This is a genomic window from Staphylococcus sp. mip270_02 (assembly GCF_054031535.1).
Genome location: NZ_CM132934.1, coordinates 2,957,446 through 2,969,098 on the forward strand (window position 1 = coordinate 2,957,446; position 11,653 = coordinate 2,969,098).

The window sequence follows — 11,653 nt, forward strand, 5'->3', positions numbered from 1 at the left end:
TGTCAAATAAAATCTCAATTTTAGCAAGGTAAAGCGCACTTGTCAATAATTTAAAATTCTAATTCTGGGAAATTTTTCAATTCATTGTATAAATGTGCAAATTCTTTTATTGAAAGCGTTTCTCCTCGCCTTCTCGGATCTATATCACTGGCTTCTAACCAATCGAGTATCATTTGTTTATTAGCTTTGCCATTTACAAATAAACTTTGATAATTATTATTAATTGTCTTACGTCTTTGACCAAACGCTCCTTTTGTCATTTTGAAAAATTTATCTTCATCATCTACAGTAACAATCGGTGTGTCGCGCTTCATTAATTTAACTACAATAGAATCTACATTCGGTGGTGGTAAGAATACAGCTTTAGGTACAGTTAGCACTTTACTCGTTTCTGTATAATATTGTGCCACAATTGATAATGAACCATACGCTTTTGTGCCGACTTGTGCATTAAGACGTTCTCCTACTTCTTTTTGCATCATAACTACATAACCATCAATTGGTAATGATTGTTGCATTAAATTTAATAAAATAGGTGTTGTAATGTAATATGGTAAGTTAGCTACTACCATTATTTTCTTACATTCAGAAAAATGTTCAGCAACATAATGCGCAATATCTGCTTTAAGTATATCCTCATTTATTATAGTCACATTATCATATGGTCCCATTGTATCTTCAAGTACAGGCATTAGACGTTGATCAATTTCAAAGGCAACCACTTTTTTAGCATTTTTAGCCAATTGTTCCGTTAATGAACCCATACCAGGTCCTATTTCTATTATGCCTGTATGCGCATCAATATCACTGGCCTCAATGATATTATGAATAATATTCACATCAATTAAAAAATTCTGTCCTAAACTCTTTTTGAAATTAAATCCATACTGATTAAGTAATGCTTTGGTTCGCGTTGGTGTTGCAATATCTTTATATTCCATTTAACTTTCACTTCCCTCATTATCACTTAATGCATTTCTAACATCTGTTTCTGTATAACCAAATGCATTTAGTTTATTCAACAACTGTTTACCATTAGAATGACCAATATGCAATTTACGGCCTAACAGTTCCCTTTTTTTACGTGCATCTTTACCAACGAGCAAGCCTAAATCAATCAACACGTCTTTACTTATTGATTCGTGCCCTTCTTCAAAAGGCGTACTTACATTCATTAATGCTTCTTTAATATCATCAATATTAGCATGTTCTACACCTATTTTTCCGCGTTTGTTTTTAGCCTTATCGCGGTCAATATAGGCATGTTTAACACCCGGAATGTATTTTTGAATTGTATTCCTTATTTTATCACCTGGGAAATCTGGATCAGTAAGTACAATGACCCCTCTAGTTTCAAATGCCCGTGCAATAACCTCTAAAGTTGCCTGATTGATAGCACTACCATTTGTCTCAATCGTATCACATTCAACCGCTCTTTTTACTCGTTCTGTATCGTCTCTACCTTCAACTACAATAAATTCATTTATCTTCATTTATTGTTACACCTTTCATTACTCACTTCGGTTTAGATAAAAATAAAAAAGGTATCGGCGTAAATTATGATGACTACTTAGCCTATATTTTATCAACTAAGCCTTATCTCAGACCGATACCTTTTGTAATATTTTATGCTTTTAAATTAAACAATCGTTCTGCATTTTCAGTTGTTTGTTTACACACTTCTTCATAACTCACACCACGTAATTCAGCAATTTCTTCAGCAACTAGTGTTACACGTGCTGGCTCATTACGCTTACCTCTATAAGGGTGTGGCGATAGAAATGGCGCATCTGTTTCAACTAACAATCTATCAAACGGTACATGCTTTGCAACTTCTTTAGGTTGTTTCGCATTTTTAAATGTTACAGGACCACCTAAAGAAACATAAAAGTTCAATTTATTAATGACATCATCCGCAATTTCAGGAGAAGCACTAAAGCTATGCATAATACCGCCAATATCTTCTGCATGCTCTTCTTTCAAAATATCTATACAATCTTGAGTTGCTTCTCTATTATGAATGATAATTGGCAGATTAACACGTTTTGCCAAGGCTATTTGCTTTCTAAATAACGCTTGCTGAATATCTTTAGGTGATTTATCCCAGTGATAATCCAAACCTGTTTCACCGATACCAATCACTTTAGGATGCGCCGCAAGTGATTCAATCCATTCTAATCGTTCTTCTGTACAATCAATCGCATCAACAGGGTGCCATCCAATGATACCGTAAATAAATTCATATTGGTCAATGAGTTCCATTGTACGCTCAACTGTAGGTGTATCAAAACCAACTACAAACATGCGATCTACACCATTTTCTTTAGCACGTTCAATAACCGCTTCTAAATCTTCGTCGTATTGATCTGCATTTAAATGAACATGTGTATCGATTAGCATCTTTTAACCGCTCCTTAATTTGTGGTTATTTAATTACTGATCCATTTGGAATCGCGTTTGGTAAGCTAACAAGTGTTAACACACCATCTTTTTCAGCTGATAAAATCATACCTTCTGATTTTCTACCCATTAATTTAGCAGGTTTTAAGTTAGTCACAACAGCAACCTTCTTACCTATAATATCTTCAGGTTGATAGTATTGTGCGATTCCTGAAACAATCTGACGCTGTTCGTTATCTAAATCTACTTGAATTTTCAATAACTTATCAGATTTCTTCACTTGTTCAGCATCAATAATTGTTGCAGCTTTAATTTCTACTTTGTCAAAATCTTTAATATCAATTTGAGCTTTTGCTGGGATTTCTTCTTCTACCTCTTCTTCTTCTTTCTTTTCAGGTTGCATTGATTCTTTTATATAGTCAATTTCAACCGCGCTATCTAGACGTGGGAAGATAGGTTGTGGTTTATCACTCACCATAATCGGTTCAGTTAGAGCACCATATGTTTCAATACTTTCAAGTTCAAACAGCTCTGGTGTATTTATATTCAACTGTGTAAAGATTTGTTTTGGTGCATGTGTAAGGAATGGTCTTAGTAACACTGCAATAATACGAATATTCTCTACTAAGTGAGCCATGACATTGCCAAGCATTTCTTTTTGTTCTTCATCTTTAGCTAATACCCATGGTGATGTTTCATCAATATATTTATTCGTACGACTAATGAATTTCCATATTGTTGAAAGTGCTACTGAAAATTGTAAATCATCCATATTTTCATGGAATGTCTTCACAGTATCTAGTGCCATTTGCTCCATATCTTTATCTAATTCATGTTTAGAACTTTGATATGCAGGTAATTCACCGTCAAAATATTTATTAATCATTGAAATCGTACGATTCACTAAGTTCCCTAAATCATTTGCTAAATCATAATTTGTACGTTCCACAAATCCTTCAGGAGTAAATACACCATCAGAGCCAAATGGTAATTCACGCATTAAGTAATAACGTGTAGCATCTAAGCCGTAACGATCAATGAGTACATTAGGGTCTACAACATTCCCTTTAGATTTACTCATTTTACCATCTTTCATAAGTATCCAACCATGTGCGAACACTTTTTTAGGTAACGGTATATCTAATGCCATTAATAAAATTGGCCATATAATAGAATGGAAACGCACGATTTCCTTAGCCATTATATGAATATCTGCCGGCCAATATTTTTTAAATAAACTATCATCATCAGATAGATAACCTAATGAAGAAATATAGTTTACAAGTGCATCAATCCAGACGTAGACAACGTGTTTTGGATTCGATTTAACATGAATCCCCCAATCAAATGACGTACGTGACACTGCTAAATCTTCAAGGCCAGGTTTAATAAAATTATTAATCATTTCATTTTTACGTGAAGGTGGCTGAATAAATTCAGGGTTTTCATCGTAAAATTCTAATAAACGGTCTGTATATTTAGATAAATTAAAGAAGTAACTTTCTTCTTTAACCAATTCCACTTCATGACCAGAATCTGGACTTTTACCTCCAACAATTTCTCCATTTTCGAAAACTGGATCAACTAATTGTGTTTCTGTGTAATATGTTTCGTCTGGTACTGAATACCAACCCTCATATTCACCAAGATAAATATCATTTTGAGCTAATAAACGTTCAAAAATTTGTTGGACAACTTCTTTATGACGTGCTTCCGTAGTACGAATAAAATCATCATTTGAAATTTCTAATTTTTTCCATAAATCTTTAATACCAGCAATCATTTCATCTAAATATTCTAATTCTGATTTTCCAGCTTTATGTGCTTTTTCTTGTATTTTTTGCCCATGTTCATCCGTACCTGTTAAATAACGAACATCATAGCCTTGCATTCTTTTATAACGTGCGATTACATCACCAGCTGTTGTTGTATAAGCATGACCGATATGTAAATTCCCACTTGGATAATATATTGGTGTAGTGATATAAAAAGTTTCTTTCGCCATCAATGTTCCTCCTCGATTCTTACACTATAAATATATCTAAATTCATTTTTGTTTTCAATGAAGCAGATGTGTATTTCTATTCCGATTTATATGTTAATCATCATAAAAATTCTTTGGATAGCATACTAGTCATATCCAGCGTTTTTAAGTTTTAATTTTGCTATAATTTAAATATGATTAATAATCTCTATCTTATCTACATTACCATAAATCACGCATGTTATGGGAGTTTTTCAACTCTTTTTTCTTGATTAAATTCGAATTTGTGGTATGTCCTTTTACTTAGATCTATTAATTAGTAAATCAAACTATCTATGATTTGAGCCTCCACAACATACTTAAACTTCATGATAGATGTCATAAACTTCACTTGTCTTCATTTGGCGTAATTCTGCTACCTGTTTAATCGCCGCTTTCGGTTTCATACCTTGATTTATATGATAATCAACATGTGCTTTGAGTGACATGTCTTCAAACCAAGCTGTATCTTCGATTGGTTCTGCGCCTTCAATAATTACTACAAACTCACCTTTAGTTGGAATATTTCCGTCATTAAGACGATCTAGCACATTTCCTACATAGTCAGTAACAATTTGTTCGAATTTTTTTGTCAACTCTCTCCCTACAGACACTTTACGTTCTCTATCAACCTTTTGAATCGTTTTAATTGTATCTTTTACACGATGTGGCGACTCGTAAATAATTAATGTGCTATTTTCATACATACGTTGTTCCAAATATGATTGTTTTTGTTTGTCTTTTCGTGGTAAAAAGCCTAAAAACGTGTAAGTAAAGGAAGGTAATCCACTTGCCATTAGTGCAGTTAAACCTGCGTTTGGCCCGGGTATAGTTTCTACTCTTATACCGTTTTCTCTAGCTGCAACAACAAGTTCATATCCAGGGTCACTGATTAATGGCAAACCTGCATCTGATACTAATGCTATCTCAATACCTTGTTGCAATTGTTCAATAAGATAATCTGTTTGCTGTTCTTTATTATGATCATGGTAAGATTTGAGTGGTGCTTGTATTTCATAATGTGCACATAATTTTTTGGTCACTCGCGTATCTTCACATGCAATCAAATCTACGGTTTTTAAAGTATCAACAGCGCGATATGTAATATCCGCCAAGTTACCAATAGGCGTTCCTACTAAATATAATATCGACATAACCTAATCCTCACTTATTAATTCTAATTTTTGTTGACGTGTATATGTTTTAATTTCATACTCACGTTTCAATGCTTCAGACTTTGTAGCGAACATTTCTTGATAAACGAGTTGTACCGGACGTCTTATTTTCGTATATTTAGCGCCTTGTCCATTATTATGTTTAGCTACTCGCTGTGTAACATCTTTTGCATAACCCGTATATAAACTACCATCTTTACATTTAACTATATAAATATAATGTTTATCCATAATATATTTCTCTCATTTCCTCGGTGTAACTGCCATCATTATTATAAATATAAAATGGTGGCTGTATGTCTAAACCTTGGTTACCACTTTTTCTACCTTCCACGACTATTGTTTGCGCCACTTTGTTTTGTTTACTATACACAAAATAAAGTTTTTTAGGCTCAATTTGATATGCTCTCATGTAACTTAAGACATCCATAAGACGTTCAGCTCTATGAACCATTACCATACGTCCACCTTGCTTTAATAAATGTCTCGCTGCTAAACAACAATCTTCTAATGTACACATTATCTCATGCCTAGCTATTTTATGCGCATCTTTTTGATGTTGATGTTGTTGATTGACTTTAAAGTAAGGTGGATTACAAGTAACAAGGCTATATTGTGAAGGCATAAATTGGTGATATGTGTCCTTTAAATCCATATGATACATGTGAATTCTATCTTCTAATTGATTATATGCGACACTTCTTTGTGCCATATCAACTAGTTGTTGCTGAATCTCTATACCATCTATATGTTGTTGCCCTTTATCTGAAAGTAATAGAGGGATAACTCCATTCCCTGAACACAAATCCATAATCGTATCTTGCTTTTTAACTTTTGTAAAATGCGCGAGTAATAGTGCATCTGTAGAAAAAGAAAACACTTCATCATTTTGTATAATTCTTAAGTTTTCTTTTGTTAAATAATCTAATCTTTCATCTTCTAAAAGCATCTTCCTAACCTCCAAAAAAGAGGATAAGGTAACGATGCTTAATAATCAAGCCTATCGTTACTGCTCATCCTCAATTACATATGATTACTATTGATTTTGTTCTGTATCAACTTTTATTCAGTTAATACTTCGAGACAGAATAAGCAATCATCGCCTTTTCTATGTTTCCCAAATAATTCACCATTACAAATATGGAACCCCTCTTTATAAAGCATAGCCAAATTATCTTTACTGCGAAGTGGTTGTTTAACAGGGTTTTTCTTACCTTGTACTACATTTTTAGATTGTTCTTCTTTATCTATCAATGTTTTTAGATTCTCATTCTCGATTTGTAAGGCGACATTTTCTTCAATTAATTCAACCGTAAGGTTTTTCAAATTAACCATATCAGTATTGATTTGATTAATATTTGATTCTAAATTTGCTAATTTTTCAAATATGTCGCTACGATTCAATGTTATTTTGGCCTCCTAATTTAATGTTTCTAATTCTTCCATTTTATATTCAAGTGGCTGTTCAAGCCCTTCCACTTTTACTTGCATAGAAATATCTAAGATGTTTAGGCCAATTACTTTACCATTACCTTCTGGCGTTTTAATAGCTTCTCCTACATCAGGTAATTGGGCACGCGCCTCTTCATAATAGTCATTTTCATATTTAAGACAACACATTAAACGACCGCAAGCCCCTGAAATTTTAGTAGGATTAAGTGATAAATTTTGATCTTTTGCCATTTTTATAGATACTGGTTCAAAGTCACCTAAAAACGTAGCACAGCATAAAGAACGTCCACACGGTCCAATACCACCAAGTAATTTTGCTTCATCTCTAACACCTATTTGTCTTAACTCAATACGTGTTTTTAGTTTTTGAGCTAGAACTTTTACTAATTTTCTAAAATCAACGCGTTCATCCGATGTAAAATTAAAAATTACTTTTGATTTATCTAATGTAAATTCACAATTTACTAATCTCATTTCTAAACTCTGTTGTTGAATCGTATTTTTGCATAATGCCATTGCCTCTTCAGCATCTTTTTCATTTTGCTCATATCGACTTAAATCCTCATCTGTTGCATGACGGACGATTTCTTTTAAAGGTAGTGTTACATCTTCATCTGCAACATCTAACGGAGCATATTTTACACGCCCCATCTCTAATCCTCTTTTAGACTCAACTACCACCCAATCATCTACATTTAAATCGAAATCTTTTGGCGAATAGTATTCCATTTTCCCCGATTTTTGAAAATCAATTCCTACTACATTTTGCATGTTTAACTCACCCCTTTTATCACAATCTGTTCAAATACTAATGTCGGATTAACATTTTGGTTTAATTTTTTATGTGCTTCTGTTATTTGATCATACATCAAAATAATTTGATTATATGTTAATTTTTCAGAAAATACTTTTACTTCTTCATGCAAATCACGATATATAATATCATCATCCATTCCTACTTTAGCATGCATAACATCTTCAAAGAAACCATTAACTGCGGCTAATGTAACTAACTGTAAACGACGATTTTTAGCCTGTTTTAATAAATCGACAATCGCTATCAATGCCATTGAACGATTTGTTAACAACAATTGGCACCATTTTATAATACTTTTACGCAATGCCATCAAGTCTGCCTCTTCATTTATCGCTACTGCAGTTTCAATTTGGGTTGTATATGTACTGAGCAATTCTGCTACAGGACGCGAAATTTCGCGTTCGATTAATCTTTCTATAAAGATAGACTTATCTATTGGCTTAAAATATACATGCTGACATCTAGAATGAATAGTATCTAAAATTTGTTCTGGTTTTGTTGTTAATAAGATGGCTATCGTATTATCAGGTGGTTCTTCTAAAAATTTTAAAATACTATTTTCACCTTGAACGGTTAACTTCTCAAAAGATTCAATAATATAAACTTTATAGTCACCTTCGATAGGTAGTTGATTCATATGATGTACTAATTGTTCTACTTGGTCTTTTTTAATCGTAGTTTCTTCGGAAGATATATACATAAAATCTGGATGATTAAATGTTTCTACTTTTAACTGACATTGATTGTCTTGCCCACATAGTATTAATTTCGTGAAATCAATTGCGACTTGCTGCATGGATTGTCCATCATCGCCCTCAAATAAATAAGCGTGCGACAGTTTACTTGATTGATATGCTTTTGTCAGTCTTTCTAACTCATCCATCATAAAGTTACTCCTTTATATAAAAAGGCTGCTTATACATAGTAACCTTACAAAGCACATTACTTAAGCTCATGACAATTTAATCTTAAGTGGAAATGTAATTTGAAAGGCCACTATATATAGCAACCATGATTCTAAAATTGATGGAAAGCATCAACTGGCATTACAAATACCGTTGCTCCTCCAACCTCTACTTCAACCGGATATGGAATATAAGAATCTGCACTGCCACCCATTGGTGTTATAGGTGATACAAGTTGCTCTCTATTACCACAAGTGTCATTAATAACTTTTAGCATTTCATCAACTCGGTCATCTTCAACACCAGATAAAAACGTTGTATTACCTGCTCTTAAAAAACCACCTGTTGTTGCAAGTTTCGTTGCTCTAAAGTTATGTTTAACAAGTTTATCTGAAAGTTCTTGACTATCCTGATCTTGTACGATTGCTATAATCATTTTCATATTAAACACCTCTTCCCAGTATTATATCATAATTTTTCTAAGTATTTGATGATAGATTCATACGTTGCGTTAACTACTTTTTCTACACTCTGATCTGCATCTATTACCATAAAGCGTTCAGACTCATTATGAATAATTTCTTTATAACCTTCAACTACTTTTTCATGAAATTTTACATCTTCTTGATCTAAACGATTTTGATTTCGTTGATTTTTTAAGATTCTTTCCCTTCCAACTTCTACGCTGACATCAAGATATATCGTAATATCTGGATACAAACCATTAATAGCAAATTCATTAATAGATTTCACTTCTTCTATTCCTATTCCCCGAGCATAGCCTTGATATGCTAAAGAACTATCAATATATCTATCACATAATACTAATTTACCACTATTTAATGATGGAATCACCTTACCTACGAGATGTTCACGTCTAGAAGCAGCAAATAATAATGCTTCTGTTCGATCATCCATATCATCTCCTTCAAGCAATACTTCACGAATTTGCTCTCCAGTTTTCACACCACCTGGCTCTCTGGTGAGAACAACTTCATATTCATTTTCTAATTTTTTTGCTACTTGCTGTATGACAGTAGTTTTCCCTGAACCTTCAGGACCTTCAAAAGTTATAAAAGCTGACATTTTATTCATCCTTAATTTCAATTTTATGTTTTTTAATTCCTTCTACTCTTATATGGTGTTCACACCAATAATTCATTAATTTTATCATATTTTCTGTTATTATTTCTCCTTTTAGCATTACTGGTATACCTGGTGGATAAGGTACAATATTCACTGCTAAAATTTGGTTTTCAGCTTCATTTATATCTATACTTTTAACTTTAGCTATTTCATCAGGCCGATAAAAACCACACATGTCATAATCAGGAATATCATAATCTATGTTATTAAACCTTTTTTCTATTTTTATTTGTTTTATTCTGTCGATTAAGTCTTCAAATGGATATTTATCGCCTTCATGCCACAGAGGTAAGACGAATAGCACTTGATATTCATCTGCTAGTTCTACATAAATATCTTTGTCTTCAAAGAACTGTTGTAATTCAATACCTGAATAGCCCATGCATTGTATATTCAACTTCAATGGATCATTTACTTCAACTATATGCATGCCTATAGTCTCAATAGCGTGAATACATTTCTTTCTTTTTTCAAAAAACAAGTTAGTATTATAATTTTCATAAAAATCATGCGCTAACTCTAAACTATTCATAAGAAGATACGAAGGACTTGAAGATTGAAAATAAGTTAAGTACTTCAAGACTTTTTCACGCTGTGGCGCATTTTTATGAATAAATATTATTGAACTCATTGTTAGTGACGGCAGTGTTTTATGATATGACTGCACAACATAATCTGCTCCTAAATTCAACGAAGACTTTGGGAAACCAGGTAAATCAAAGTGTGCACCATGCGCTTCGTCTATTAACGTAGGTATTTGATGAACCTTTGTATACTTTAGTATCTCTTCAACATCAAAACATTCCCCATAATAGTTAGGATATGTAAGAACTAATAGCTTCGTATCATTCAATTGTTGGAACAGTGCGTTTTTCTGAGGGCCTAAATATTGTTTTGTTTTTATACTCATATCCATACCCAATAATCGACATGGTTCATGAACTAAATCTAAAGCATGAAAAACAGACTTATGAGCATTTCTTGCAACAACATATCGGCCTTGAATATTTGAAAAACCTTGTATTACTGATAAAATACCTGATGTTGTCCCATTGACTAAATAAAAAGCATCATAATCAGGATGCTTTTTCACATTAACCATGCTTTGTGCTATAACACCTTCAGGATGATGTAAATCATCTAAACCTGTTATTTCAGTCATATCCATTTCAAACTTTAGTTGATTAATATAACCTATTGTCGCATTTTTATGTCCCGGGACATGCATAGAAATTGGTTTTCTTTCTAATAACTTATTAAATTTTTTCTTTAATGGTAGTGACATACAACACCCACTTTTCAAACTTCAATTTTCATTATATTTTAACATATTTAAAGAACTCCTCATAAACTCATATAAATCTCGTTATTTCTTCCTTTAAAGCATCACCTCTCATTCTATTGAGTTAATAGTGGTTATACATGGACTTTTGCTCATGTCCCCCTCTGAAATCACCGATTACTTTCAGTTGAAATTAAGATTTTTGCGCATAAAAAAAAGACCCTGTTGGGTCCTCAATTGCCTGCAAAGTTCCACTTTTAAATTCTAATTTCTAAATTTATTAAGGTAGACTCGTAAATCTCTTATCATATTATATTTCTCTATATTAGTGGGACTTATACATGAGCTTTTGCTCATGCACTCCGTCGAAAACCGACAATCACTCTCAGTTGAAGTTAAGTTCTTAGCGCATAAAAAAAGAGACCTCTCGGTCTCGGCTCATCGCATCCTAAA

Annotated in this window: 13 protein-coding genes; all 13 read right to left on the bottom strand. The window is 32.8% G+C overall.

The genetic code is table 11. The features are described from left to right. Window positions 1-50: 50 nt before the first annotated feature. The 13 genes from rsmA to ACW5YJ_RS14275 all read right to left on the bottom strand — a co-directional run bounded on the left by rsmA (window position 51) and on the right by ACW5YJ_RS14275 (window position 11,203). Complete coding sequence (gene rsmA / locus ACW5YJ_RS14215; RefSeq protein WP_017722004.1) at window positions 51-941, bottom strand: 16S rRNA (adenine(1518)-N(6)/adenine(1519)-N(6))-dimethyltransferase RsmA; 891 nt, start codon at window positions 939-941, stop codon at window positions 51-53. After that, window positions 942-1,493 (bottom strand): ribonuclease M5, encoded by a 552-nt coding sequence (gene rnmV, locus ACW5YJ_RS14220; protein ID WP_017722003.1) that lies wholly within the window; start codon window positions 1,491-1,493, stop codon window positions 942-944. Window positions 1,494-1,626: 133 nt separating this feature from the next. After that, complete coding sequence (locus ACW5YJ_RS14225; protein ID WP_017722002.1) at window positions 1,627-2,400, bottom strand: TatD family hydrolase; 774 nt, start codon at window positions 2,398-2,400, stop codon at window positions 1,627-1,629. Window positions 2,401-2,425: 25 nt separating this feature from the next. Beyond that, entirely contained in the window at window positions 2,426-4,405 is a 1,980-nt protein-coding gene (gene metG / locus ACW5YJ_RS14230) for a methionine--tRNA ligase (RefSeq protein ID WP_017722001.1), read from the bottom strand. A 338-nt stretch (window positions 4,406-4,743) separates the two neighbouring features. Then, window positions 4,744-5,577 carry a 16S rRNA (cytidine(1402)-2'-O)-methyltransferase gene (rsmI, locus tag ACW5YJ_RS14235; protein WP_171915597.1) on the bottom strand — a complete coding sequence of 278 codons (834 nt, stop codon included), beginning with the start codon at window positions 5,575-5,577 and terminating at the stop codon, window positions 4,744-4,746. A 3-nt stretch (window positions 5,578-5,580) separates the two neighbouring features. Next, the gene (locus ACW5YJ_RS14240) at window positions 5,581-5,829 is read right to left on the bottom strand and encodes a GIY-YIG nuclease family protein (protein ID WP_017721999.1); all 249 of its coding nucleotides are present in this window, start codon (window positions 5,827-5,829) and stop codon (window positions 5,581-5,583) included. Continuing rightward, entirely contained in the window at window positions 5,822-6,547 is a 726-nt protein-coding gene (locus tag ACW5YJ_RS14245; RefSeq protein ID WP_107552060.1) for a tRNA1(Val) (adenine(37)-N6)-methyltransferase, read from the bottom strand. The genes ACW5YJ_RS14240 and ACW5YJ_RS14245 overlap by 8 nt, the downstream gene beginning before the upstream one ends. Before the next feature lie 113 nt (window positions 6,548-6,660). Next, window positions 6,661-7,002 carry a DNA replication initiation control protein YabA gene (yabA, locus tag ACW5YJ_RS14250; protein ID WP_457338300.1) on the bottom strand — a complete coding sequence of 114 codons (342 nt, stop codon included), beginning with the start codon at window positions 7,000-7,002 and terminating at the stop codon, window positions 6,661-6,663. Window positions 7,003-7,017: 15 nt separating this feature from the next. Next, on the bottom strand, window positions 7,018-7,821 hold the full coding sequence (locus tag ACW5YJ_RS14255) for a PSP1 domain-containing protein (protein ID WP_017721996.1): 804 nt from the start codon (window positions 7,819-7,821) through the stop codon (window positions 7,018-7,020). Window positions 7,822-7,823: 2 nt separating this feature from the next. Then, complete coding sequence (locus ACW5YJ_RS14260) at window positions 7,824-8,750, bottom strand: DNA polymerase III subunit delta' C-terminal domain-containing protein (protein WP_107552059.1); 927 nt, start codon at window positions 8,748-8,750, stop codon at window positions 7,824-7,826. Window positions 8,751-8,884: 134 nt separating this feature from the next. Beyond that, window positions 8,885-9,214 carry a cyclic-di-AMP receptor gene (locus ACW5YJ_RS14265; protein ID WP_017721994.1) on the bottom strand — a complete coding sequence of 110 codons (330 nt, stop codon included), beginning with the start codon at window positions 9,212-9,214 and terminating at the stop codon, window positions 8,885-8,887. A gap of 26 nt (window positions 9,215-9,240) precedes the next feature. Further along, window positions 9,241-9,858, bottom strand: coding sequence for a dTMP kinase (gene tmk, locus ACW5YJ_RS14270; protein ID WP_107552058.1), 618 nt, complete (start codon window positions 9,856-9,858; stop codon window positions 9,241-9,243). Between the two features lies 1 nt (window position 9,859). Further along, window positions 9,860-11,203 carry an Orn/Lys/Arg family decarboxylase gene (locus tag ACW5YJ_RS14275; protein ID WP_457338301.1) on the bottom strand — a complete coding sequence of 448 codons (1,344 nt, stop codon included), beginning with the start codon at window positions 11,201-11,203 and terminating at the stop codon, window positions 9,860-9,862. Window positions 11,204-11,653 lie beyond the last annotated feature (450 nt).

What these genes read in the sequence shown, in the direction of transcription:
- rsmA (WP_017722004.1), bottom strand. Translation starts at nt 941, where the DNA reads ATGGAATATAAAGATATTGCAACACCAACGCGAACCAAAGCATTACTT.
- ACW5YJ_RS14240 (WP_017721999.1), bottom strand. Translation starts at nt 5,829, where the DNA reads ATGGATAAACATTATATTTATATAGTTAAATGTAAAGATGGTAGTTTA.
- rnmV (WP_017722003.1), bottom strand. Translation starts at nt 1,493, where the DNA reads ATGAAGATAAATGAATTTATTGTAGTTGAAGGTAGAGACGATACAGAA.
- tmk (WP_107552058.1), bottom strand. Translation starts at nt 9,858, where the DNA reads ATGTCAGCTTTTATAACTTTTGAAGGTCCTGAAGGTTCAGGGAAAACT.
- ACW5YJ_RS14265 (WP_017721994.1), bottom strand. Translation starts at nt 9,214, where the DNA reads ATGAAAATGATTATAGCAATCGTACAAGATCAGGATAGTCAAGAACTT.
- ACW5YJ_RS14260 (WP_107552059.1), bottom strand. Translation starts at nt 8,750, where the DNA reads ATGGATGAGTTAGAAAGACTGACAAAAGCATATCAATCAAGTAAACTG.
- ACW5YJ_RS14245 (WP_107552060.1), bottom strand. Translation starts at nt 6,547, where the DNA reads ATGCTTTTAGAAGATGAAAGATTAGATTATTTAACAAAAGAAAACTTA.
- ACW5YJ_RS14275 (WP_457338301.1), bottom strand. Translation starts at nt 11,203, where the DNA reads ATGTCACTACCATTAAAGAAAAAATTTAATAAGTTATTAGAAAGAAAA.
- rsmI (WP_171915597.1), bottom strand. Translation starts at nt 5,577, where the DNA reads ATGTCGATATTATATTTAGTAGGAACGCCTATTGGTAACTTGGCGGAT.
- ACW5YJ_RS14225 (WP_017722002.1), bottom strand. Translation starts at nt 2,400, where the DNA reads ATGCTAATCGATACACATGTTCATTTAAATGCAGATCAATACGACGAA.
- ACW5YJ_RS14255 (WP_017721996.1), bottom strand. Translation starts at nt 7,821, where the DNA reads ATGCAAAATGTAGTAGGAATTGATTTTCAAAAATCGGGGAAAATGGAA.
- metG (WP_017722001.1), bottom strand. Translation starts at nt 4,405, where the DNA reads ATGGCGAAAGAAACTTTTTATATCACTACACCAATATATTATCCAAGT.